General features: G+C 58.8%; 20 protein-coding genes and 1 pseudogene. 10 read left to right on the forward strand and 11 right to left on the reverse strand.

Annotation, left to right across the window (positions count from 1 at the left end; translation table 11 throughout):
- Positions 1 to 504 precede the first annotated feature (504 nt).
- Together PH552_RS15970 and trxB are read right to left on the reverse strand one after the other, a co-directional pair.
- Positions 505 to 1401, reverse strand: a complete 897-nt coding sequence (locus PH552_RS15970) for a LysR family transcriptional regulator VtlR (RefSeq protein WP_112344093.1) — start codon at positions 1399 to 1401, stop codon at positions 505 to 507.
- Between the two features lie 23 nt (positions 1402 to 1424).
- A complete protein-coding gene (trxB, locus tag PH552_RS15975; RefSeq protein WP_112344092.1) occupies positions 1425 to 2399 on the reverse strand; it encodes a thioredoxin-disulfide reductase in 975 nt (324 codons plus the stop codon).
- 239 nt (positions 2400 to 2638) lie between these two features.
- On the opposite strand from trxB, the gene PH552_RS15980 reads away from it, so the two are divergent.
- The 3 genes from PH552_RS15980 (at position 2639) to PH552_RS15990 (ending at position 4996) form a co-directional block, all read left to right on the forward strand.
- Complete coding sequence (locus tag PH552_RS15980) at positions 2639 to 3106, forward strand: Lrp/AsnC family transcriptional regulator (RefSeq protein WP_112344091.1); 468 nt, start codon at positions 2639 to 2641, stop codon at positions 3104 to 3106.
- 4 nt (positions 3107 to 3110) lie between these two features.
- Complete coding sequence (locus tag PH552_RS15985; RefSeq protein WP_285166135.1) at positions 3111 to 4019, forward strand: glycosyl transferase; 909 nt, start codon at positions 3111 to 3113, stop codon at positions 4017 to 4019.
- A 62-nt stretch (positions 4020 to 4081) separates the two neighbouring features.
- Complete coding sequence (locus PH552_RS15990; RefSeq protein WP_285166177.1) at positions 4082 to 4996, forward strand: glycosyltransferase family 92 protein; 915 nt, start codon at positions 4082 to 4084, stop codon at positions 4994 to 4996.
- Between the two features lie 8 nt (positions 4997 to 5004).
- On the opposite strand, the gene PH552_RS15995 is transcribed toward PH552_RS15990, so the two are convergent.
- The 6 genes from PH552_RS15995 to PH552_RS16020 all read right to left on the reverse strand — a co-directional run bounded on the left by PH552_RS15995 (position 5005) and on the right by PH552_RS16020 (position 13433).
- Positions 5005 to 6084, reverse strand: coding sequence for a glycosyltransferase family 4 protein (locus tag PH552_RS15995; RefSeq protein WP_285166136.1), 1080 nt, complete (start codon positions 6082 to 6084; stop codon positions 5005 to 5007).
- Between the two features lie 6 nt (positions 6085 to 6090).
- Positions 6091 to 6567 carry a transcription elongation factor GreA gene (gene greA / locus PH552_RS16000; protein ID WP_112344089.1) on the reverse strand — a complete coding sequence of 159 codons (477 nt, stop codon included), beginning with the start codon at positions 6565 to 6567 and terminating at the stop codon, positions 6091 to 6093.
- A 254-nt stretch (positions 6568 to 6821) separates the two neighbouring features.
- Positions 6822 to 10307 (reverse strand): carbamoyl-phosphate synthase large subunit, encoded by a 3486-nt coding sequence (carB, locus tag PH552_RS16005; RefSeq protein ID WP_285166137.1) that lies wholly within the window; start codon positions 10305 to 10307, stop codon positions 6822 to 6824.
- Between the two features lie 217 nt (positions 10308 to 10524).
- Entirely contained in the window at positions 10525 to 11694 is a 1170-nt protein-coding gene (locus PH552_RS16010; RefSeq protein ID WP_285166138.1) for a glutathionylspermidine synthase family protein, read from the reverse strand.
- Positions 11695 to 11705: 11 nt separating this feature from the next.
- A complete protein-coding gene (locus tag PH552_RS16015; RefSeq protein ID WP_285166139.1) occupies positions 11706 to 12290 on the reverse strand; it encodes a DUF1190 domain-containing protein in 585 nt (194 codons plus the stop codon).
- Between the two features lie 330 nt (positions 12291 to 12620).
- Positions 12621 to 13433: a LytTR family DNA-binding domain-containing protein gene (locus PH552_RS16020; RefSeq protein WP_285166140.1), complete on the reverse strand. Its 813-nt coding sequence runs from the start codon at positions 13431 to 13433 to the stop codon at positions 12621 to 12623.
- 85 nt (positions 13434 to 13518) lie between these two features.
- On the opposite strand from PH552_RS16020, the gene PH552_RS16025 reads away from it, so the two are divergent.
- A complete protein-coding gene (locus PH552_RS16025) occupies positions 13519 to 14010 on the forward strand; it encodes a DUF2306 domain-containing protein (protein WP_285166141.1) in 492 nt (163 codons plus the stop codon).
- Positions 14011 to 14103: 93 nt separating this feature from the next.
- Positions 14104 to 15024, forward strand: a complete 921-nt coding sequence (gene ypfJ, locus PH552_RS16030) for a KPN_02809 family neutral zinc metallopeptidase (protein ID WP_285166142.1) — start codon at positions 14104 to 14106, stop codon at positions 15022 to 15024.
- Between the two features lie 51 nt (positions 15025 to 15075).
- Here ypfJ and PH552_RS16035 read toward each other — a convergent pair.
- A pseudogene (locus PH552_RS16035) lies at positions 15076 to 15237 on the reverse strand (aldo/keto reductase); the annotation flags it as partial.
- 215 nt (positions 15238 to 15452) lie between these two features.
- On the opposite strand from PH552_RS16035, the gene PH552_RS16040 reads away from it, so the two are divergent.
- The 4 genes from PH552_RS16040 to PH552_RS16055 all read left to right on the forward strand — a co-directional run bounded on the left by PH552_RS16040 (position 15453) and on the right by PH552_RS16055 (position 19988).
- Positions 15453 to 16364, forward strand: coding sequence for a LysR family transcriptional regulator (locus PH552_RS16040; RefSeq protein ID WP_285166143.1), 912 nt, complete (start codon positions 15453 to 15455; stop codon positions 16362 to 16364).
- A gap of 160 nt (positions 16365 to 16524) precedes the next feature.
- Positions 16525 to 17781, forward strand: a complete 1257-nt coding sequence (locus PH552_RS16045; RefSeq protein WP_112344081.1) for a TCR/Tet family MFS transporter — start codon at positions 16525 to 16527, stop codon at positions 17779 to 17781.
- A gap of 149 nt (positions 17782 to 17930) precedes the next feature.
- Positions 17931 to 19328: an MATE family efflux transporter gene (locus tag PH552_RS16050; RefSeq protein WP_285166144.1), complete on the forward strand. Its 1398-nt coding sequence runs from the start codon at positions 17931 to 17933 to the stop codon at positions 19326 to 19328.
- A gap of 87 nt (positions 19329 to 19415) precedes the next feature.
- Entirely contained in the window at positions 19416 to 19988 is a 573-nt protein-coding gene (locus PH552_RS16055) for an EVE domain-containing protein (protein ID WP_112344079.1), read from the forward strand.
- Between the two features lie 113 nt (positions 19989 to 20101).
- Here PH552_RS16055 and carA read toward each other — a convergent pair whose 3' ends face one another.
- Positions 20102 to 21310, reverse strand: coding sequence for a glutamine-hydrolyzing carbamoyl-phosphate synthase small subunit (gene carA / locus PH552_RS16060; protein WP_285166145.1), 1209 nt, complete (start codon positions 21308 to 21310; stop codon positions 20102 to 20104).
- 298 nt (positions 21311 to 21608) lie between these two features.
- On the opposite strand from carA, the gene PH552_RS16065 reads away from it, so the two are divergent.
- On the forward strand, positions 21609 to 22061 hold the full coding sequence (locus tag PH552_RS16065; protein ID WP_113251125.1) for a GatB/YqeY domain-containing protein: 453 nt from the start codon (positions 21609 to 21611) through the stop codon (positions 22059 to 22061).
- On the opposite strand, the gene PH552_RS16070 is transcribed toward PH552_RS16065, so the two are convergent.
- On the reverse strand, positions 22036 to 22998 hold the full coding sequence (locus PH552_RS16070) for a hypothetical protein (protein WP_285166146.1): 963 nt from the start codon (positions 22996 to 22998) through the stop codon (positions 22036 to 22038). The genes PH552_RS16065 and PH552_RS16070 overlap by 26 nt on opposite strands.
- Positions 22999 to 23227 lie beyond the last annotated feature (229 nt).

The raw sequence follows: 23227 nt of genomic DNA on the forward strand, positions 1-23227 counted from the left end.
AAGGGCGACGCTGAATATTATTTTCGGCAGGGCTGCAGGCGCGGCTGCTTAGAAATTGGGCAAAAAAAGAGGGCCACCGGAGTAAACCAGGGCCCTTATAGGTGTGAAGGTCAAAACCTCCAGAGGGGAACAGCTAATGCGGTGGAACTGGGAGGAAAAGCCACCGTGTGCATCAGCTGTGTGCGTTATGATGTTAATTTGTGCAGCGCGCAATGCTTTTTTGTGCATGGCAGTTATGCGTTTGCAACGGCAGGGTCAAAAAAGGCAAAAAAAAGGGCCGCCGGAGTAAACCAGGGCCCTATAGGTATGAAGGTCAAAAACCTCCAGAGGGGAACAGCCAATGCGGTGGAACTGGGAGGAAAAGCCACCGTGTGCATCAGCTATGTGCGATATGGTAGTTAAATGGGCAGCCTTCAACTCTATTTTGCGCATATCAGCTATGCATCATACGCGTGGCTGATATATTAGTCATAAAAAGAGTTCGTTATCAGTGACTTACCTTCACTAGAAATTCCAGTTACGAGCTTTCGACACGATAAAATCACGAAAAACTTTAAGTTTGGCCGCGTTTTTCATCTCGTCCGGGTAGCAGAAATACGTATCGAAGGACGGCACGTCCGCATTGATTGCGAGCTGGATAAGGCCTGGATCGCGACCGACGATATAATCAGGCAGGACGGCGATGCCGATGCCGAGAAGGCACGCGCGTTTGATCGATGTCTGGCTGTTGATCTGCAGGTGCGGCACACGCTTGTTGTCGGACGACCGGCCGGCGATCTCCAGCCAGTTGACGTCGAGCAGGTAGTTCGGTGCCGGCTCGCCGAAGCTGATGATGCGATGCTCGTCCAGATCTTCCACCGACTGCGGCTCGCCGTAGCGGTTGATATAGGAGGGAGCTGCATAGACGTGCATATGCACGGTGAACAGCTTGCGCTGGATGAGATCCGACTGCTGCGGCTGACGCAGACGGATGGCGCAATCTGCATGGCGCATGTTCACGTCCAGCTCCTCGTTATCGAGGATGAGCTGGATCTGCATATCCGGATAGAGCTGCAGGAATTCCTGAATCTTGTCGGTCAGCCAGCCCTGGCCGAGGCCGACGGTCGTTGTCACGCGCAGCTTGCCGCTCGGCTTGTCGGTTGTCTCGGTCAATTGCATCTTGACCGTCTCGAGCTTCAAGAGAACGTCGTGAGCCGTGCGATAAAGCAGCTCGCCCTGTTCGGTCAGGATCAGCCCGCGGGCATGGCGGTGGAAAAGCTTGATGCCGACGTCCTGCTCGAGCGCGCTGACCTGCCGGCTGATGGCGGATTGGGACAAATGCAACTTATCGGCCGCATGCGTGAACGAACCCGCTTCGGCAGCCGCGTGAAAGATACGCAGCTTGTCCCAATCCAATGGCATGCCGTTTCCCCTCATCGGCTGCATCACTCCGCAGCCACGGCGACGGGCATGTGCCCAGTCAAGTAGCGTTCCGCCTCAAGCGCCGCCATGCAGCCCATCCCGGCTGCCGTGATCGCCTGCCGGAATGTATCGTCGGTCACGTCACCGGCGGCATAGATGCCTTCGACGCTGGTAGCGGTCGAATCCGGCGCGGTCCAGAGATAGCCATTGTCCTTGAGCTTCAATTTGCCCTTGAAAAGTTCGGTCGCCGGCGCATGGCCGATGGCGACGAAGACGCCGTCGATCGGCGTTTCGGTGATAGCGGCGGTGCGCACATCGCGCAGGCGAGCGCCCGTGACGGACGGGGGCATAGGCGGCTTGGCCGGCGTGCCGGTGATCTCGGCAATCTCGGTATTCCAGAGAACCTTGACATTTGCCTTGGCGAAAAGGCGCTCCTGCAGAATCTTCTCCGCACGGAAGGAATCGCGGCGATGCACGACCGTTACCGACTTGGCGATATTGGAAAGATAGAGTGCTTCCTCGACGGCGCTGTTACCGCCGCCGACCACGATCACGTCCTTATTGCGATAGAAGAAGCCGTCGCAGGTAGCACAAGCGGAAACGCCGAAGCCCTGGAAATGCTGCTCACTCTCGATTCCCAGCCACTTTGCCTTGGCGCCGGTGGCGATGATGAGGGTATCGGCGGTCCAGACCTGGCCGCTATCGGTGCGGGCGACGAAAGGACGTTGGCTGGTATCGACTTCGGTCACGAGGTCGTTGACGATTTCTGCGCCGACATGCTGGGCCTGCTGCAGCATTTGCTCCATCAGCCACGGGCCCTGGATCGGATCGGCAAAGCCCGGATAGTTCTCGACATCGGTCGTGATCATCAACTGACCGCCCTGTTCGAGACCGGCGATCAGAACGGGCTGCAGCATCGCGCGCGCGGCATAGACCGCGGCGGTGTAACCGGCTGGGCCGGAACCGATGATGAGCACCTTCGTGTGGCGGGCGGGCATAGTCAGTCCTTTCAATTCGGCGATCGGGAAACCGCAGCTTCAAACGTCCAAAAGCAGGCGATTTCACGGTTCGCCGCTTCATTTATGATTGCCTTATGCATTTATTCAAGGGCAGCCTTGCATTACACACAGAGCAAATCGGCTTAGTGTAAGAATCGGTTACGCAAGAGAAACTTTCTTGCGTATTTTCCTGCCTTATATAGAAGCTGGCGAAGGGGAATTAAAGAAAGGCAATAAAAGTGCTTCGCGCTGAACTCGATGCCATTGATATCAAGATTCTGCGGGAACTGCAGCGAGACGGACGGATGACCAATGTCGAGTTGGCAGATCGTGTCGGCATTTCCGCACCGCCATGCCTGCGCCGGGTGCGCAAGCTGGAAGAAGCCGGCGTCATCGAAGGCTATCATGCCATGCTGAACAGCCCGAAACTGGGCTTCGATCTCGTGGCCTTCTGCATGGTCGGCCTCAAGCATCAGTCGGAGGCCAATCTCAAGGCTTTCGCCAATGCCACGGCGGCCTGGCCGCTGGTGCGGCAGGCATGGATGGTTTCCGGCGACAGCGATTTCCTTCTTCACTGCGTTGCGGAAAATCTCACCCGCTTCCAGGACTTCGTAATCGAAGTTCTGACCGCGAACGAACATGTCGATACCGTGCGCACCATGCTGACGATCCGGCAGGTCAAGAAGCTCGGTCTGGTGGAGCTCTAGGCGGATGGCGGATCGCCCCTGGCACCGGTCGCTGATCAAGTCCGGCGTGCGCCTTTTCCTGGGCGGTTCGCTGGCGCATGTACAGGACTGGTTTCCAGGGCTTTCCATCGTGCGCAGGCAAAGCATCAGTGAGGTGCATTACCGCGGAGCGAAGGTCGCGAGCCTTGCCGGCATGGATCGGCTGCGCGAACGCTGTGGCGATGCAATCTATATTGTCGGCTCCGGCCCATCCATTCGTGGTTGCGACCTGAGCGGCCTCGAAGCCAGAAGCGCCATCCTTCTGAACGGCGCTATCGGATTGACCGGCGAGCCGATCGCCGAGCCTTTGGCGATTGCGGTCGAGGATGAGCGCTTTGTCTGGCGACACATCGATCTGTTGCGCAAGAAGGTCGCTCCAGGTTCGCTCTGCCTGTTTTCCGTTGCGGTGCTGCGCGCGCTTTGCGAGATCGACAAGAGCTGGCTCGCGGACAAGACCATCATTCTGATCGACGATATCCGCAAGCCCTATGGCGCCCGCAGGCGTTCGCTCGAGGACCTCAAGACGCTGCAATATGTGCGGCTGGATGCCGAGGGTTCTGCAGGCTTTTCACTCTCGCCGGATCGCGGCGTTTTTCTGGGTGGGTCGGTCGCGGTATCCGCCCTGCAATTCGCTCTTTACTGCGCCCAGCATCAGGTCGGCTTTCTGGGGATCGATATTTCCAATGCCGGCGAACCGCGCTTTTATGAAACCGTCGGCGATATGGCTTTTTCGGGAATTGCGCGGGCTGAAGGCCGCATCATCGAGCATCTCGTGCTCGCGCGGCAGGTTGCCACCGAGCGCGGCGTCTCTTTCGTCAACTATTCTCCCATTTCCGCATTGCTGAAATATGATTTCGGTTACGACGACCGGTTCGCCATGAAATCGACGGCGTGACGCTTGCCGAAAATGACGACGCCCGTGCGGGGGTTGAAAATAAGGGTGCTGGAATGAAGCTCATGCGTTGGCTGAAACCCAAGGCGTCCGATGCCAAGAAGCTGACCATCGATCCGCCCGAAGCGACGGCGGGACGCCATGGCATCGCCATCGTCGCCTGCGTCAAGAACGAGGCGCGCTATATCGAGGAATGGGTGCGCTTCCACCGGGCGGTCGGTATTCGTCATTTCTATATCTATGACAACGGCTCCACGGACGAGACCTGTGTCCTTCTTCGCAATCTCCTGAATGAGGATATGCTGACGATCATTACCTGGGCGGGGCGGATGCGCGATGCAGCGACCTCGGCCGTGCTGAATGGTCAGGTCATTACCTTTGCGCACGCCATCCTGAATTTTGGTGGCGGTTACCGCTGGATGGCATTCATCGATGTCGACGAATTCCTTCTGCCGAAGGAAGCGGCGACCGTCGCGCAGGCGCTGGAGGTCGTCGGCGATTTTCCGAATGTCTCGTTGCCATGGCACATGTTCGCCACCAGCGGCCATGAGACGCCGCCGGATGGGCCTTTGACGCTGAACTATACCATGCGCGGCGCCGATCCGATGACGACAAAGGAAAATGTCAGCAATTTCAAATGCATTGTCGATCCGTGCGAGGTGACCGAGGTCAGCGTGCATCAATTCCAGACGCGGGGCTATGGGGATCTGACGGCCAATGATGCTGGCAAGCGATTTACGCGGCGTGCACGGAAGTCTCCCGAGTTCTATTCAAACCGGTTCTTGCAGCTCAACCACTATTATACGAAATCCCGGCAGGAACTGACGGAAAAGCTCGCCCGAGGATGGACCTATGACAGCAGTGCGGCGAAATATCGGGACAAGGTCCTGTCGATCGTCAAGAGCATCGAAGAGGATATGGTGGAGGATCGTTCGATGATCGATTTCATCGAGCGGCATCATATCGATCTTGGCCGCTGATCGAGCGCTTACTTGTTGGCGATAAGCAGTCGCTTGTAGACGTCGCCGATGGCGGTCGCTTCCTTCTCCAGTGCGAATTCGCTGCGCACATGGCGCACGGCATTCTCACCCTGGCGAAGCGTTTCCTCCGGATTGTCCAGATAGAAGGCGATCGCTCTTGTCAGAGCCTCGCCATCGCCCGCCGGCACCACGGCGCCGGTTTCACCCGGCACGATCATTTCGGCATAGGCGCCGGCATCCGATGCGACGACGGCGGTGCGGGAGGCCATGGCTTCCAGTGGCGTCAGGCCGAAACCCTCGTTGCGGGAAGGGGCGACATAGAGGGTGGCGCGGCGATACCAGGGTTTGATGTCGTCGACCTCGCCCATGAAGCGGATGCGGTCGGAAAGGCCGGCATCAGCCACCATCTTCTCCAGCTCATCGCCGAAACTCCGATGCTCTGATGTCACGCGGCCGCAGACCACGGCCGTCCAGTCCGGATGGTGCGGCAGCAGCTCGATCATCGCCTTGACGAAAAGATCGGTGCCCTTCTGATGGCGGACACGGCCGAAACAGCCGATCAGATAGGTACCGGGCAGGCCGGCTGCGGCCATGCGGTCGCTTGATGTTTCCGGTGGATGAAAACGGTTGAGATCGACGCCGTGCTGGATGACGGTGTGCGGTACCTCGAGAAAACTGCCTGAGCGGGTGCTGGTGGCGATCACGGCATCCATACGGCGGATGAGCCAGCGCGTATAGCCGGTATGGCGGCGCTGGGCGGCCGAGGTGAAGACCAGCTTCAGAGGCATGCGCAGCACCGAGCGCAGCAGCAGGCCCACCAGCATCTCGTTGTTGCGGCGGGCATGCCAGACGCGCACGCGGCAACGGCGTGGTCTGCTCCATAGGCCCGGAAGCCGGTGCCAGCCGAGCTTGGGCAGGTCTTCCGGCAGGCCGGGACCAAGAGTCGCGATGTGATAGCCAAGCTCGACCTGCTTGGGGATCAGCTGCACAATCGTCGAGGTCACGCCGGAAAGCCGGCGTTTGAAATTCGTTGCGATGATTTCGATCTCGCTGAGATCGCTGGCATGCGCTGACTCGCGATCGCGCACGGGCAATCAGCCCCAGGTGACGGAGAGGATTTCGTAGCCCTTGGCGCCGCCGGGCGCATTGACCTCAATTGAGTCGCCGACTTCCTTGCCGATCAGTGCGCGGGCGATCGGGGAGGAGATGGAGATGCGGCCAGCCTTCACGTCGGCTTCCTGATCGCCGACGATCTGATAGATCTTTTCTTCCTCGGTGTCCTCGTCGATGAGCTTCACCTTTGCGCCGAACTTGATCTTCGAGCCGGACATCTTGGTAAGATCGATGACTTCGGCGCGGGCCGTCAGGTCTTCGAGTTCGGTGATGCGGCCTTCGTTGTGGCTCTGGGCTTCCTTGGCCGCATGGTACTCGGCATTTTCGGAGAGATCGCCATGGGCGCGCGCTTCCGCAATTGCCTCGATGATCCGCGGGCGCTCTTCCTGCTGACGCCAGCGCAGCTCTTCCTGCAGCTTGACGAACCCGTTCTGTGTCATCGGTACCTTTTCAACCATTTTTCTTGTCCTTCACTCCCTGTGTTGCTCTGCTGCAGACACAAAAGAAAACAGGTCCCGAAGCGGTACTTCGGAACCATTCAGAGCCGTTATTCTGTCATCTATAGCAGATTGCGACAGACGATTGCCAGAAAATTCGAAGACTTAAGGAAAGGCTCCTGTTGAGGCTCCTTGCCCGTTCGGCCATCTGGCTTAGGTACGACGAATGTGAGCCGGCTATCCTGCTTCACGCCCGTCGCAGCCGAATCATACCGTCAGAAATAGCTCTGCAGCGGTTGGACTTCCAGGTTTCCGGCCTTCAGCGCCTTGATCGCCATGGCAGCGGCTTCGGCGCCGGCCATGGTGGTGTAATAGGGCACCTTCTGCATCAGCGTTGCGCGGCGGAGCGATTTCGAATCCGAGATCGCCTTGTTGCTGTCGGTCGTGTTGATGACGAGTTGGACCTGGCGGTTACGGATCGCGTCCTCGATATGCGGACGGCCTTCCAGTACCTTGTTGATCTTCGTGGCTTCTATGCCGTTTTCAGCGAGGTAACGCTGGGTGCCGCCGGTTGCGAGCACCTTGAAGCCCTGTTCCGTCAGCATGCGGATGGCCGGCAGCACGCGCGGCTTGTCGTCGTCGCGGACCGAGACGAAAACCGTTCCGTCACGCGGCAGTTCGACGCCGGCACCGAGCTGCGACTTGGCGAAGGCGAGTGCGAAATCCGTGTCGAGGCCGATGACTTCGCCCGTCGAGCGCATTTCCGGTCCGAGCAGGGTGTCGACGCCGGGGAAGCGGGCGAAGGGGAAGACGGCTTCCTTGACGGCGATGTGCTTCAGCTTGCGCGGATCTGGCTTTTCGCCATAGGCGGCAAAGGTCGCATCCAGCTTCTCGCCGGCCATGACGCGCGCGGCGATCTTGGCGATCGGCGCACCGATGGTCTTGGCGACGAAGGGCACCGTACGCGAGGCGCGCGGGTTGACTTCGAGCACATAAACCGTGTCGTCCTTGATGGCGAACTGGACGTTCATCAGGCCGCCGACGTTCAAGGCCTTGGCCATGGCCTTTGCCTGGCGTTCCAGCTCGTCGATCGTGGCAGGTGACAGCGTGCGCGGCGGCAGCGAGCAGGCCGAATCGCCGGAATGGATGCCGGCTTCCTCGATATGCTCCATGATGCCGGCGACGTAGACCTCGGTGCCGTCGGACAGGCAATCGACGTCGACTTCGATGGCGTTCGTCAGATAGCTGTCGAAGAGCAACGGGTTCTTGCCGAGCAGCGTGTTGATCTGGCCGGTCTTGTCGTTGGGATAGCGCTGCTTGATATCTTCCGGCACCAGTTCCGGAACGGTATCGAGGAGGTAGCCCTGCAGCTGGCCTTCCGAATGGATGATCTGCATGGCGCGGCCGCCTAAGACATAGGACGGGCGCACGACCAGCGGGAAGCCGATTTCGGAAGCGACGAGGCGAGCCTGCTCGACCGAGTAGGCGATGCCGTTGTTCGGCTGGTTGAGATCGAGCTTCATCAAGAGCTTCTGGAAACGGTCGCGGTCTTCGGCAAGGTCGATCGCGTCGGGAGCCGTGCCGAGGATCGGGATGCCGTTCTTTTCGAGCGCTTCGGCGAGCTTCAGAGGCGTCTGGCCGCCGAACTGGACGATGACGCCGACCACTTCGCCCTTTTCCTGCTCCGCCTTGAGGATTTCGATCACGTCTTCCGCCGTCAGCGGCTCGAAATAGAGGCGATCCGACGTGTCGTAGTCGGTCGAAACCGTCTCGGGGTTGCAGTTGATCATGATCGCTTCGTAGCCTGCATCCTTCAGGGCGAAGGCGGCATGACAGCAGCAATAGTCGAATTCGATGCCCTGGCCAATGCGGTTCGGACCGCCGCCGAGGATGACGACCTTCTTGCGATCGGAAACCTCAGCTTCGGAACGGGCTGCGCCGACGAAGGGCATTTCGTAGGTCGAGTACATGTAGGCGGTCGGCGAGGCGAATTCCGCCGCACAGGTGTCGATGCGCTTGAAGACCGGGCGCACACTCAACCGGTTGCGCAGTTCCGCCACTTCCTTCGGACGCTTGTCGGTCAAGGTTGCAAGACGCGCATCGGAGAAGCCCATGGCCTTCAGCATGCGCAGATTGGCAGCATCCTCGGGCAGACCATGCTCGCGGATGCGGGCCTCCATATCGACGATGTTCTTCAGCTGCTCGAGGAACCACGGGTCGATCTTGCAGCCTTCATGCACTTCCTCGACGCTCAGCCCCGAGCGCAGCGCCTGGGCGACCATGCGCAGGCGGTCCGGCGTCGGCGTGCCGATGGCGGCGCGGATGGCGTTGCGGCTGCCTTCGCCTTCCTCGATACCGGGGATTTCGATCTCGTCCAGACCAGTCAGTCCGGTTTCGAGGCCCCGCAGCGCCTTCTGCAGCGATTCCGCGAAGGTGCGGCCGATCGCCATGACCTCGCCGACCGACTTCATAGCCGTGGTCAGAACCGGAGAGGCGCCGGGGAACTTCTCGAATGCGAAACGCGGGATCTTGGTGACGACATAATCGATCGACGGTTCGAAGGAGGCAGGCGTCGCGCCGCCGGTGATGTCGTTTTCGAGTTCGTCCAGCGTATAGCCGATGGCGAGTTTTGCCGCGATCTTGGCAATCGGGAATCCCGTAGCCTTCGAGGCAAGCGCGGACGAGCGCGACACGCGCGGGTTCATTTCAATGACGACCAGGCGGCCGTCCTTCGGATTGACCGCGAACTGCACGTTCGAGCCGCCAGTCTCGACGCCGATCTCGCGCAGGACTGCGATCGAGGCGTTGCGCATGATCTGGTATTCTTTATCCGTCAGCGTCAGCGCCGGAGCGACGGTGATCGAGTCACCGGTGTGAACGCCCATGGGGTCGATGTTCTCGATCGAGCAGATGATGATGCAGTTGTCCGCCTTGTCGCGGACGACCTCCATCTCGAATTCCTTCCAGCCGAGCACCGATTCTTCGATCAGCACTTCCGTGGTCGGGGAGGCGTCGAGGCCGCCGCCGACGATCTCGAAGAATTCCGAGCGGTTATAGGCGATGCCGCCACCGGTGCCGCCGAGCGTAAAGGACGGACGGATGATGGCGGGCAGGCCGACATGGTCAAGCGCCTGCGCGGCAATGGCCATGGCATGGCTCATGTAGCGCTGTTTGCGGTCGCTCTCGCCGAGGTTCCACTGGTTTTCCAGTTCGTCCAGCGCCTTGTCGAGCGCGGGGCCAGAGAGCGATGCCTTCAGCTTGCTCCGCTCGGCCTCATGCGTCTTGCGGTCGGCGTCCTTGATGTCGGTGGCGTTTGCCAGCATGGAGCGCGGTGTTTCGAGGCCGATGCGGGCCATGGCTTCGCGGAAGAGGGCGCGGTCTTCGGCCATGTCGATGGCGGCGGGTTTCGCACCGATCATCTCGACATTGTAGCGGTCGAGCACGCCCATGCGCTTCAGCGACAGCGCGGTGTTGAGCGCGGTCTGGCCGCCCATGGTCGGCAGCAGCGCGTCCGGGCGCTCCTTGGCAATGATCTTGGCGACAACTTCAGGCGTGATCGGCTCGACATAGGTTGCATCCGCCAGACCCGGATCGGTCATGATCGTTGCCGGATTGGAGTTGACGAGAATGACGCGGTAGCCTTCCTCCTTCAGCGCCTTGCAGGCCTGCGTGCCCGAATAGTCGAATTCGCAAGCCTGTCCGATAACAATCGGTCCTGCACCGATAATGAGGATCGATTTGATATCTTGACGCTTCGGCATGGGCTCTCATCCGTTTTTTCGTTGCGCGAAAAACCGGCCAGGGTGGGAGGTCACCGGCCGGGGCGCATGGGCAAATATTTTCAGGCTAGAAGCGGCTTATAGGCAAATGTATTTGCAAACGGAACCCCATAAATCGCGGAATCGACATGAATTCTGCCGAGATTTTCATTGGGCGGTCAAATGTCGAGCTTTGCGGGCAATAGCGGCTATTGATCGACTAACCCTCAATATAATGAGGGACGAAGCGTGAGGTATCCCGGGTGATGGGAGTGTCGTCCTCACGAATGCCGATACCCGCCGGCTGGCCGGCCACGATCCAGGACCCGATGACAGTCCAATCATCGCCAAAGCGGGGAAGCAAATGCATCGCCTGTCTTACATACCCTTCTTCACCGTATGGTCCTTCGACCTCATATATGCCGGCGCCGGGTTCGTGATTGACGAGCGTCACATTCGCACCTTCGCGAGATAGCAACGGTTTGCGGACATAGCGATCGCCGAGATCCCCCACATGCACGTCGTCTTCGAAATAGGCCGGCAATAGATTTTCGTGGCCGGGGAACATTTCCCACAGCACTGGCAGCAATCCTTTGTTGGACAGCGTCAGTTTCCACAGTGGCTCGATTACCCGCGTGGGGGTTAGCGGCAGATGACGGCCGAAAGGCTCGCGCACCATGTCTTCGAGCGGATAAAGCTTGAACAGGCAGTCTATGGGTTCATCCTGAAGATCGATCAGCCGATGGCTGTCGTCAACGCCGATATCGGGCATGGCGATGAGCTTCGCATCGCAGCCCGCTTGCGCGGCGCAATCGACGAAGTAGTTCAAGGTCACGAGGTCCTCTTCCGATTCCAGCATGCCGGCGAAATGCATGCGGCCCGAAGGTGCAGCCAGGACGCGGATAGCATCGATCAAGCGTTCATGCAGTGAGTTGAACTGGTCTGCCGAGGAAGGAATTTCGCCACGCCGCTTCATGTCTTCAAGCCATTGCCATTGGAAAACCGCGCTTTCAAACAGGCTGGTCGGCGTGTCGGCGTTGAATTCGAGAAGCTTTGCCGGACCTTTTCCATCGTAGGAGAGGTCGAAACGGCCATAGAGGTCATGTTCCCGATTGCGCCAGGATCGCAATATCGCATCGTGATAGGCGGGCGGAATGGCCATGCGATGCATCAGTTCGCCATCGCAAGCGATCCTTTCGGCTGCCGCATAGCACATTTCCAGCAGCTTGGCTGAGGGCTCCTCGAGCTTCGTCTCAATTTCCTGGAGGGAAAATGCATAAGCGTGCCGTTCATCCCAATAGCGTTGGCCATACATGGAATGGATGGTGAAGCCACAAGCCTCTGCCTGAGTTTTCCAATCCGGCCGCTCGTTCACGACAATACGTTTCATTCTCTCACCCGTTAGGCCGAAAGATGGAAGCCGCGAAAGCCCCAGCCGCCACGTTCTACCGTACCGTTCGAGCGCCCGGCACGGTCGGAAGATCTCCCCCAAAGGCTACCACCGCCCCCGCCACCGGAAGACGAAGACGCCTGCCCGTTGTCGTCCTTTCTTTCCACATTGGCCGCTTTCCCAAGCAGCATACCGTTGGCGAGGCTCCGCCCGGTTGCCGTGCGAAAGTCGCTGCTCCCGCGCGGCTGATAAAGGGCTTTGGCGTCAAACGTTCTGGCGGCGTTGCCGACGAGATAACCGGCCAGCAGGGGAATGAAGTGGCCCGTACCCGATTGATGGGCAGTGGTCGTGGGCTGGCAATTGTTGACGCCGTAATCCTTTTCGCAGTTCGCCGCCGTTTCATAGGCAGGAGCATTCTGCTGACGTTCCGTTTCCGCCGCGGCAAACTGAGATCGACATTCGTCAGCGGAAAAAACTCTCCCCGCGATGCATGTGTCGATGTCTTTGTATATTTGAACCGTATCTTCCTTTTGGCCGCAGGCCGTCAATGCCGCTGTTCCCATGAGCAGCAGGGACACACTCATCGATCGTTTCATAAAACCCTCGGTGCATTGCGCGTTCACAGGACCAACTATTCTGGAACGTTGCCAGCACAGACCAGCCGCAAGACACGCAGACGCGGAATTGCGGTTGTCCACATATGTCAGGATTGCAACGCAGAGAATATGGGCGCGAAAACAGAGTTAGATATTAATCCGCCGCGTTTAAAGTATGTAGACGTGCATTCGATCGAATTTTTTTAGAGCAATGGTTGCGACCGTAAACAATGTCTTGCCATTTTTCGTAAGTTACGGCGACGCATCTGAAAAGAAACGAGCCAAATGGCGCGTTAGGGAATGGAGGAGGCGCCGGCCGCTGCGCAGTCGTCAACCGAAGTGTTGCCGGACCGCTTCGGCATAAGAGCGGCTGACGGGCATCTCCGCGCCATCGCGGGCGATGACGAAAAGCTTGCCATTGTCGCGTTTCAGCTGGTCGACATGATCCGTCGCGACCCAGTGAGATCGGTGCACACGTATTCCTGCTGTATTGCCGATTTCAGTCAGCGCGTCGCCGAAACGCAGCAGGATGAGCTCGCGACCGCGTGTCGTCACGACTTCGGTATAATGGTCGCGCACGGTGAGCCTGATCAGCGCTCCACGATTTTCCGGTTTCAGGCGCGAGAGAATCGGCACTTGCGGGGCTGTGGCCATCGGGGCGGACGGGGCTTTCGTTTCCGCAACATTAGAGCCTGCGGCTGCGATCGCTATCTGCCGATGCATGGTCATGTAGGAGAGAATGCAGAAGAGGATGCAAAGCGGTATGGAGCCAAGGGATTTGCCGAGGCTGCCGATCACGCTGGGCGTATCTCCGAAGAAGGCGAGGTCGATAAGCGTGATGCCGAAGCCTATCGGCATTGACGCGACGATCGATCCAATCAGCATCCGCGCGAACATGTTCGAGATCTGCTTGCGCAGGAGAATTTCGGCAGCAACGGAGAAGACGATCGCGAAGGACCAGGCCATGGCATGCAAGGCGAGCCAGTAGCCGAGCCGGACTCCCGGCATCAGCCTTTCAAGGGTCCCGTACGGTCCGGTCAAGGCAAAGATCAGGACGATCGTGACGAAGGTCGCCCAGAAGCGCGGTGAACGCTGGATGACCTGCAATTCGCGAAGCGTGGATTGCAGAAAGAGGTGATCCACGAAGATTTTCCGTTTCTCGCGCGATTTCGATTGAGAGAACAACACTATCGCGGAAAGGATCGGCAAACTCAACCGGATACAGATGATGACTCTCGAGCCGCTTCTCGATGCCCCGATCGCGATCCAAGTCCATGTCGCGGCCGTCATTCCCGCCGCCGTGCTCGGCGCCTATCTTCTGGCCAAGCCGAAGGGGACGCCGAGGCACCGTCTGCTTGGCAAGATATGGCTGGCCTTGATGGTGATCACGGCGCTATCGAGCTTCTTCATCCACCAGATCAACATGTTCTACGGCTTCAGCCCGATCCATCTGCTTTCGATACTCGTTCTCATCGGCTGCTGGAGAGCGATCGTCAACGCACGCAAGCACAATATAGAGATGCATAAACGCATCGTCGGAAGCCTGTATTTCGGCGGTATTGTCGGGGCGGGCGCGTTCACGTTCATTCCCGGCCGCATCATGAACAGGATGACCTTCGACGGCGATGAAATTGCCCCACTCCTGATCGCGGCGGGTATAGGCCTCGCGCTTTTATGGCTGACGTCTAATGAAATATGGCGCCGTCGCCGTTTAAGCTGATGTTCTGTCGATAGCCAACTGGCTTTGTTACGCTTCCTGGATATATAAATGCCTCAAGGGACTTTGATTTTAGGCATCGCCAGGAGGTGCACTATGGATTGGAAGGGGCGTCGGCAATCCGACAATATCGAAGACGAACGCGGCTCGTCGCCCATGAGCGGCGGCGGTGGCGGAGGCTTCAGGTTCCCGGGCGGCGGTATCGGCGGTGGCGGCCTGAGCTTCCGCACCATTATCGTGCTGATCGTGATCTTCCTGATCCTGAGAGCGATGGGCGTCGACGTCATCGGCCTGCTGCAGCAAAGCGGCATGCTGGAGGGTGGAGGTTCCGGATATCAGCAGAGCACCTCCAACAGCAGCGGCGGGGCTCAGCCGGCCAATGACGAGATGAAACAGTTCGTTGCGACCGTTCTTGCCGATACGGAGGACACCTGGAACGGCATCTTCAAATCGATGGGCCAGACCTATACCGATCCGAAGCTTGTGCTGTTTTCCGGCAGCTTCCCCTCGGCTTGCGGCCAGGCTTCGGCGGCCACCGGCCCCTTCTATTGCCCGAGCGACCAGAAGGTCTATCTCGACATGGCCTTCTTCAAACAGATGAAGGACCAGTTCGGCGCATCCGGCGATTTCGCGCAAGCCTATGTGGTCGCGCATGAAGTCGGCCACCATGTTCAGGATCTGCTCGGCATCCTGCCGAGGTTCAATCAGGCCCGCCGCACCATGAGCGAGGTGGATGCCAACAGGATGTCGGTGCGGATCGAGCTGCAGGCCGATTGCTTTGCCGGCATATGGGGCAAGTTTACGCAGCAGAAGGGCATATTGCAGGCTGGCGATCTCGAAGAGGCCTTGAACGCCGCGCAGCAGATCGGTGACGATACGCTGCAGAAGCGCACCCAGGGTTATGTCGTTCCTGACAGCTTCAATCACGGCACCTCGGCGCAGCGTATGAAGTGGTTCAAGCAGGGCTTTGATTCCGGCAAGCTCAGCGATTGCGACACGTTGAACAATCCGGTCTGATCTTGCTTGCCCGCTCCCGCGGGGTCGGCGAGCGGGCAAGCCGTTGGCGTGTTATCTCTCGCTGTCGAGATGCGTCAGCTGCGCTTCGGGGTAACGGCCCCCGGCGGCGGCATCCTTGGGAATCGCACGCTCGATCGCAGCCATATCGCTATCCGACAGGTCGACTGACAGCGCTCCCAAGGATTCCGAAAGGCGGTCGCGGCGGCGGGCGCCCTGTCCGCTGGGCCATACATGCCGACATTCCCATGCAGCCGAGGCCGAGCGCCGATACCTGCGGTCCGGTTTTTCCCAATTGATGTTTTTCCATCGTTGTTCTCCTGGTCGAAGGCGCGCCTCATTTCCGGAGGCCACTGTAATGGCGTTTTACTCTGCTGTGTTCTGTGCGATAATCCGAGTAAATCGAAACGGGCTGTTTGGAATTTCGCACAATGGATGACTTGCCGCTGGCCGATCTGGTTGCCTTCACCGCCGTTGCCCGCGAGCGCAGCTTTCGCGAAGCGGCGCGCAAACGCAGCGTCTCCGCATCGTCGCTGAGCGAAGCGGTGCGACGGCTGGAGGAGAAGCTGGCGGTGCGCCTGCTCAACCGTACCACTCGAAGCGTGACGCCGACGGAAGCCGGGGAGCGATTGATGGAGCGCCTGACGCCCGCCATGAGCGAGATCGCCGTCGCGCTCGATGATATCAACAGCTTTCGCGACAGCATAGGCGGGACCCTGCGACTGAATGTGCCAATCGTCGCCGCCATGGTCGTCATGCCAGACATCATCAGCCGTTTCCTGAAGGAGTATCCGGCAATATCAGTTGAAATCGTCGCGGAAGACAATTTCATCGATGTAGTCGCGGCCGGTTACGACGCCGGCATCCGTTACGACGAAAGGCTGGAAAAAGACATGATCGCCGTACCGATCGGCCCGCGACAGCAACGTTACGTGACTGCGGCGGCACCCGCCTACCTGGCCGCAAACGGCACGCCGCAACATCCGCGCGATATACTCGAACATCGCTGTATCCGTCATCGCTTCCAGAGTGGCTCGGTCGCGCCCTGGGAGTTCGAAAGGAACGGGGAGACGATCATCATCGCGCCGCCGATGGTCATCGCGACGAATTCGATCGACATCGAGTGCCGCGCGGCCGCGGCCGGGCTCGGCATCATCAGAACCTTTCGGGAGTTTGTTGCGCCACAGATTGCCGGCGGAGACCTCGTGGCCATCCTGGAGGAATGGAATACGGTCTTTTCCGGTCCCTTTCTTTATTATGCGAGCCGCCGGCACATGCCTGCACCACTGCGGGCCTTCGTCGACTTTCTGAATCACGAGCAGCGTCGCAGTCGCGGCAGTTAGTCGCTTTTGCTCTCAGGATCAAAAAAAGCGGTCGATAAATCAATAAGATTGAAGCGTTCACGGATTGTTTCTGCCAAAATCTTTATGTATTGGGGACGCTCCAGTTTTTCGTTCACGTTCTGTCTCTTTCATGGAGGCGGGGCCGCCAGAAGGCATCTCCATGATCGATCAAAAATTCGCTCGTCGAGGTCTGTTCCTCGTCTTCCTTATCCTCTTCCTCGACGTGATCGGCATTGCGATCATCATGCCGGTCATGCCGAAATATCTGGAAGAGTTGACGGGTGCGTCGGTCAGTGCGGCGGCGACGGAAGGCGGCTGGCTGCTGCTCGCCTATGCTGCCATGCAGTTCCTGTTTTCGCCCTTGATCGGCAATCTGAGCGATCGTTTCGGCCGTCGGCCACTGCTGCTGGCCTCCGTGCTGACATTCGCGATCGATAATTTCATCTGTGCGATTGCTGGTTCCTACTGGATGCTGTTCGTCGGCCGCATCCTCGCCGGCATCAGCGGCGCGAGCTTCTCCACCTGTTCGGCCTATATTGCCGACATCAGCAATGACGAGAACCGCGCGAAGAATTTCGGCCTGATCGGTATGGCTTTCGGTGTCGGCTTTGTTCTGGGTCCGGTCATCGGCGGCTTCCTTGGCGAGTTCGGGCCGCGTGTACCCTTCTATGGGGCAGCGGCGCTGGCGTTCCTGAATTTCGTCGGTGCCTATTTTCTGCTGCCGGAAACGCTGGATGCGAAGCACCGCCGGCCCTTCGAGATCGCGCGCGCCAATCCGTTCGGGGCGCTCAGGCAGATGCGGCGCTATCACGGCATCGGCTGGGTCTGTGTCGTCATGTTCCTGAATTGGCTGGCGCATGGCGTCTATCCGGCCGTCTGGTCCTTCGTGACGTCCTATCGCTATGATTGGAGCGAGGGCCAGATCGGCTTCTCACTCGCTGTCTACGGAATCGGCGCCGCCATTGCCATGGGTCTGGTACTGCCGCGGCTGGTGCCTGTGCTCGGCGAGTGGAAGACCGCAGTGCTCGGAATGGTGTTTTCCTGTCTCGGCCTGATCGGCTACGCCGTTTCATGGCAAGGCTGGATGGTGTACGCAGTTATCGTCCTGACTGTCATCGAAAACGTCGCGGATGCACCGCTTCGCTCCATCGCCGCCAGCAAGGTTCCGCCTTCCGCACAAGGCGAATTGCAGGGCGCACTCGGCAGCCTGACAAGCATTACCGCCATCGTCGGACCCGTGCTGTTCCCCTATCTGTTCCAATACTATACCGCGCCGACAGCGCCGGTGGTCTTTGCAGGGGCGCCCTTCATCATGGGTGCAATTCTCGTCGCGACGGGTCTGATCGTGCTTTTGACCAAGGTGCGCAAGACTGAGCCGAAAGTGGTTACCCAGTCGCAGGCGGGCGAGGCGGCCTAAAAATTCATCAGATATTTTGATGTTATGATGAATTCTTTAGCATTGTAGATTTGTCGGCTGGCTTTTTAGCGCCACACGCGATAAACCGACGGGCTTGCGCACCCTTGGGTAGGGCGGTTTGCGCGAACCCTAGCAATCGAGTTTTCGTGATGGATATGCCGGTAACTGCGCGCCCGTCCGCGCATGACAATGATAATTCGTGGTCTGCACATGTTCGCGCTACGCTTGCGCTGGGCATCCCTTTGATCGGCGCGCAGTTGGCGCAGCTCGGCATCAACACCACGGACGTCATGATTGTCGGCCGGCTCGGCGCCGAGCAGCTGGCGGCAATGGTGCTCTCTGCGCAGTTTCTCTTCACGATTCTGATTTTCGGTTCGGGCTTTTCCATCGCCGTCGTGCCGCTGGTGGCGCAGGCCTATGGCAAGGGCGATGTTGCTTCCGTGCGCCGGGCTTTGCGCATGGGGCTTTGGGTCGTTACGGCTTACTGGATAGTGGCGCAACCCGCCTTTTTCTATTCCGAGCAAATCCTTCTGGCGGCGGGGCAGAAGCCCGATGTCGCGAAACTGGCCAGCGGCTATATCGACATCGGCCACTTCGCCGTTTTGCCGGGGCTGCTCTACAATGTCATCCGGGCGCTGGTGAGCGCCATCGGGCGTGCCGGCATCATCCTCAAGGTCACCATCGCCATGTTGGTGATGAACGCCGTGCTGGCTTATATTCTGGTGCTCGGCCATTTCGGCTTGCCGGCCATGGGGCTGCATGGTGCGGCTATCGTTTCCGTTGTCGTACAGACGGCTGGTTTCCTCTTCATCGTCGGTTACGTTCAGAGCCACGAGGAAACGAGACGTTACGGGATTTTCGTCCGGTTCTGGCGGCCCGACTGGCACGCTTTGTGGGATGTCATCCGGCTCGGCTTTCCGATCAGCGTCACGGTTCTGGCCGAAGTCAGCCTGTTCACTGCTGCATCGCTGCTGATGGGCCAGATCGGCACGATCGAGCTCGCCGCCCACGGTATCGCTTTGCAGTGGGCCTCGATCGCCTTCATGATCCCGCTCGGACTCAGCCAGGCGGCGACCGTGCGCGTCGGTGTTGCGCACGGTCAGGGCGATCATCTCGGCCTGAAGCGCGCGGCAATCGTGGTGCTCATCGTTTCGAGCTGCATTGCGCTCTGCGGCAGCATCCTGTTTGCGACCGTGCCATCCTGGCTGGGAAGCTGGTTTCTTGACGTCACGTCGGCCGACGCGCCGAAGGTCCTTGCCTATGCGGCACCGCTGATCGTCGTGGCGGGCCTGTTCCAGCTTGTCGACGGGCTGCAGGCAATTGCCAGCGGTCTGTTGCGCGGGCTGAAGGACGCGCGCGTGCCGATGATTCTGGCGCTGATCGCCTATTGGCCGATCGGCTTCTTCCTCGCCTGGCTATTGGCTTTTCCGCTCGGTTTCGGCGGTATCGGCATATGGTTCGGTTTCCTGCTCGGCCTTGCCTCGGCGGCGACGATGCTGTGCGCGCGTTTCTACGTGCTCGTGCGCTCCGAGAAGACTGCCAACTGATAACGGAATCTTGAATCGAGAGACTGCTGACAAAAATTGACAGCATGATCGTCTATAGTCGTCTCATACCAATGACGGGAGATGACCATGACATTCAATGCAAGCGATCGTATCGATGCCGCCTCTTTCCCGCGGGAAGATTCCTTTGATCAGGGCAAGATGGTTCGTCTTTTCCCATCTGCCAACGAGTCCCGCCAACGGCCGGAGCCGGAGCGGAAATCCTATTGGCTGGCGGTCGCCAGCGCTGAGCACGTACGCATTGGTCGCAAGCATGGTTTCATGCAGGTGAACCACGGCAAGCGCGCTCCCTTGATGCGCATCAAGCCAGGGGACGGCATCGTCTATTATTCGCCATCCGTGAAAATGGGTGAGAAAGACGGCTTTCAGAGCTTTACCGCCATCGGCTTTGTCCGTGAGGGTGAGCCTTATCTTGGCGAAATGGGCTGCGGAAAGGCCTATCGCAAGGATGTGGACTGGCTGGATGCGCCCGAACAGCCGCTTCGCCCGCTCTTGGGCTGGCTTGATTTTACCCAGGACAAGAATTGGGGCTACAAACTGAGATTCGGCCTTGTCGAGTTCGGACAATCCGACTTCGAATTCCTCGAGGAAATCCTGATGAGCGAGCTTGAAGTGGTCAAGCAGCGCCGTCTGCAGGCCTGAGTTTCAGGAAGCCGATGTGACGAAAAGACCTCCCAACTTGACGCACAAAGAGAAAAGCCCCGGATTGATTATCAATCCGGGGCTTTTCGCACGTGATGAGGTGGTCGGCGCTATCAGGCGCGCTCAGCCACGGCCGCTTCGCCCTTCTTTTCGCGCACCAGATTGATGAAGCGGCGGAAGAGGTAGTGGCTGTCCTGCGGACCGGGAGAGGCTTCCGGATGATGCTGCACGGAGAAGACCGGTTTGCCTGATACGCGCAGGCCGCAATTGCTGCCATCGAAGAGTGAAACGTGAGTCTCCTCAACGCCTTCCGGGAGCGAGCTCGAGTCGACCGCGAAGCCGTGGTTCATCGAGACGATCTCGACCTTGCCTGTGGTATGGTCCTTAACCGGATGATTGGCGCCGTGGTGGCCCTGATGCATCTTCGCGGTTTTGGCACCAAGCGCCAAACCGAGCATCTGATGGCCGAGGCAGATGCCGAAGAGCGGGATTTCGGTCTTCAGCAGATCCTGGATGACCGGAACGGCATATTCGCCGGTCGCGGCCGGATCGCCGGGGCCGTTGGAGAGGAAGACGCCGTCGGGCTTGAGGCCGAGGACTTCATCTGTCGAAGCTGTCGCCGGCAGAACGGTAACCTTGCAATCGAGGCCGGCAAACAGGCGCAGAATGTTGCGCTTGACGCCGTAATCGAGGCAGACGACATGATATTTGGCGTCGTCGGCGCCGAGTTCACCATAGCCTTCGTTCCAGACCCAAGGAGTCTGCGACCATTGCGAGGACTGACCGGAGGAGGCGACCTTGGCGAGGTCGAGACCTTCAAGGCCGCTCCAGGCCTTAGCGTCAGCCTTCAGCTGCTCGATATCGAAGACGCTGTTCGGATCATGAGCAATCACGCCATTCGGCATGCCGTTCTCGCGGATCCAGGCGGTCAGCGCGCGCGTGTCGATACCGCAGAGACCGATGATGCCGCGCGCCTTCAGCCACTGATCGAGGTGCTTGGCGGCGCGATAGTTCGAGGGGTCGGTGATATCGGCCTTGAAGATGACGCCGACGGCACCGTGGCGCGCAGCGGGTGTCAGGTCTTCGATATCTTCATCGTTGGTGCCTACATTGCCGATATGCGGGAAGGTGAAGGTGACGATCTGGCCGAGATAGGAGGGGTCGGTCAGGATCTCCTCATAACCCGTCAGCGCCGTGTTGAAGCAGACTTCGGCCTGGACCTTGCCGGTCGCGCCGATACCCTTGCCTTCGATCACGGTGCCATCGGCAAGAACGAGGAGGGCGGTCGGCTTTTCAGTGGTCCATGGGGCTGTGGCGGTCATAGTCATCCCGTTTCCGGCGTCGAGCGCGGCCTTGAAGAGACCGGCGGTTCCGCCATGTTTGTAGCAAGGTGCAGCCGTCGACCGAGGTCGCGGCTTGAGATCTTCCTATCGATCTTATGTGCAGGTGATGGACATAGCTAAACAAGGCGAGCCGGTCAATGCGCGCTTTTGCTTTCCTGATAGGGAATTCGGGCTCTCGGGCGCAATTGCATTGATCGACACTGTTGGTCTAAGAGACAACAACATGACATGAGTGGCCGGGACGATCGTCGCCGGCCTGCTTCAAGGAGTTAAAGACATGATCCGCGAAACCCTTTCCAACGCCCAGAAGGACGCCATGAAGGCCAAGGACACGGCGAGGCTTTCGACCGTCCGTCTCATCCTTGCAGCCATCAAGGACAAGGATATCGCCAATCGCGGTCTCGGCAAGGAACAGGCGAGCGAAGACGAGATTCTGCAGCTGCTCGCCAAGATGATCAAGCAGCGCGAGGAATCGGTGAAGATCTATATCGATGGCGGGCGCCCCGAGCTGGCCGACAAGGAACGCGAGGAAATCGCCGTCATTCAGGGTTTCATGCCGGAGCAGCTTTCCGAAGAGAAGGTGCGCGAAATCTGCGTCGGGATCGTTGCGGAACTCGGCGCGCAGGGTCTCAAGGACATGGGCAAGTGCGTGGCCACCCTGCGCGAGCGCTACGCCGGTCAAATGGATTTCGCGAAGGCTTCGGCTATCTTGAAGGAACTGCTGAAGTAAAATTCTGCTTCACCCTCGGCATGCCGGCCCGCCGCAGGCCGAGGGTGTTTTGCCATGCGGCGTCTATGATGGCGAATTTTCCCGCCTGATAATCGCAATATTCCTGGATGAAGCAGTTGGACAGCCAGAGCTGGCTTCGTCCCGAAGGTCCCATCCATCCGACGCTTTGCATCTTGATGGCCTTGTTCATGAGCCGTTTTGCATTGGTTCTGGAGATGAGGAAGCGGCTGCAGAGGTCGGTAAAGGCAACCCGCCCGATGATCGCTTTCTGCGTAGTCGGGTTGATCATCCCGACGCGGGAGATCAGATAGTCCATGATGATGCCGCCCGAATTTACCCAGGTGAACAGATTAAAGGTTTCTCCGGGACGGCGCAGGTCGTCACTTTCGATGATGCTGACGGAGATTTGGGGTTGCAGCAGGCCGATGAGTTCCGGTTGTTTGACAAACAGGGCGTTGCGTTTGCCGTCATCCAATCGATCCAGCACGGAAAGATGAATGCTGACCCATTTCGCAAGCTGATTCGCTGCCGCTTCCGTCGGCTGCATCGGCCGCGCCCGCCGATCGGCAGCATGCGGCAGATAGCGTAGGAAGCCGAGTGCCAGCATCTCCTGAATGAAGCTGAGCGCAGTATTGTGGCTGGCGATCTCATGCTCGACGATATAGTGGGCAAAACGGCTGGCATGTATGCCGGGCGGCCCGCCTTCGATGCCGCCGCAATAGAGGCCAAACCCGGCGAGCGCCATCAGCCAGCGCTGCTGCGAAGCAAAAACAGAGCATACACGCTGATTTTCATCATAAGTGGATATAATTTCTCTAGTATAACTGAGGATTTCCGCGAAAAAATCAGGGTCTTTGGCAAGTTCCTTTGCGGATAAAGACATGTAGCCGTCTCCGTTGAACTGAGCAAATTCCAAAATGTCTGAGTAGATAATCATTAAGATCGCATATGCGCGGATAATAAAAGATATTCATCGCGATTGTTGCGTCAAGATACTCACGCATGCGGAACCAGAATGTTTCCGCAACGCATGTTCGTTGCTCTTGTTTCGTGAAATTGGAGAAGGCCGGAAATTAGAGAAGGCAGGAGCTGGGGGAGCTCCTGCCTTCTTGCGCTTTGCAGGCGTTTGATGACGCAGGGTGGGGCCCAAAAATCAAACGTCTTTT

The organism is Rhizobium aureum, from assembly GCF_030182495.1.
Taxonomy (GTDB): domain Bacteria; phylum Pseudomonadota; class Alphaproteobacteria; order Rhizobiales; family Rhizobiaceae; genus Rhizobium; species Rhizobium tropici_C.

Coding starts and splice junctions, on each gene's coding strand:
- PH552_RS16050 (WP_285166144.1), top strand. CDS start 17,931: ATGGATATGCCGGTAACTGCGCGCCCGTCCGCGCATGACAATGATAAT.
- carB (WP_285166137.1), bottom strand. CDS start 10,307: ATGCCGAAGCGTCAAGATATCAAATCGATCCTCATTATCGGTGCAGGA.
- PH552_RS15990 (WP_285166177.1), top strand. CDS start 4,082: ATGCGTTGGCTGAAACCCAAGGCGTCCGATGCCAAGAAGCTGACCATC.
- greA (WP_112344089.1), bottom strand. CDS start 6,567: ATGGTTGAAAAGGTACCGATGACACAGAACGGGTTCGTCAAGCTGCAG.
- PH552_RS16065 (WP_113251125.1), top strand. CDS start 21,609: ATGATCCGCGAAACCCTTTCCAACGCCCAGAAGGACGCCATGAAGGCC.
- PH552_RS16040 (WP_285166143.1), top strand. CDS start 15,453: ATGGATGACTTGCCGCTGGCCGATCTGGTTGCCTTCACCGCCGTTGCC.
- ypfJ (WP_285166142.1), top strand. CDS start 14,104: ATGGATTGGAAGGGGCGTCGGCAATCCGACAATATCGAAGACGAACGC.
- carA (WP_285166145.1), bottom strand. CDS start 21,310: ATGACCGCCACAGCCCCATGGACCACTGAAAAGCCGACCGCCCTCCTC.
- PH552_RS16010 (WP_285166138.1), bottom strand. CDS start 11,694: ATGAAACGTATTGTCGTGAACGAGCGGCCGGATTGGAAAACTCAGGCA.
- PH552_RS16045 (WP_112344081.1), top strand. CDS start 16,525: ATGATCGATCAAAAATTCGCTCGTCGAGGTCTGTTCCTCGTCTTCCTT.
- PH552_RS16015 (WP_285166139.1), bottom strand. CDS start 12,290: ATGAAACGATCGATGAGTGTGTCCCTGCTGCTCATGGGAACAGCGGCA.
- PH552_RS16070 (WP_285166146.1), bottom strand. CDS start 22,998: ATGATTATCTACTCAGACATTTTGGAATTTGCTCAGTTCAACGGAGAC.
- trxB (WP_112344092.1), bottom strand. CDS start 2,399: ATGCCCGCCCGCCACACGAAGGTGCTCATCATCGGTTCCGGCCCAGCC.
- PH552_RS15985 (WP_285166135.1), top strand. CDS start 3,111: ATGGCGGATCGCCCCTGGCACCGGTCGCTGATCAAGTCCGGCGTGCGC.
- PH552_RS16055 (WP_112344079.1), top strand. CDS start 19,416: ATGACATTCAATGCAAGCGATCGTATCGATGCCGCCTCTTTCCCGCGG.
- PH552_RS16025 (WP_285166141.1), top strand. CDS start 13,519: ATGACTCTCGAGCCGCTTCTCGATGCCCCGATCGCGATCCAAGTCCAT.
- PH552_RS15970 (WP_112344093.1), bottom strand. CDS start 1,401: ATGCCATTGGATTGGGACAAGCTGCGTATCTTTCACGCGGCTGCCGAA.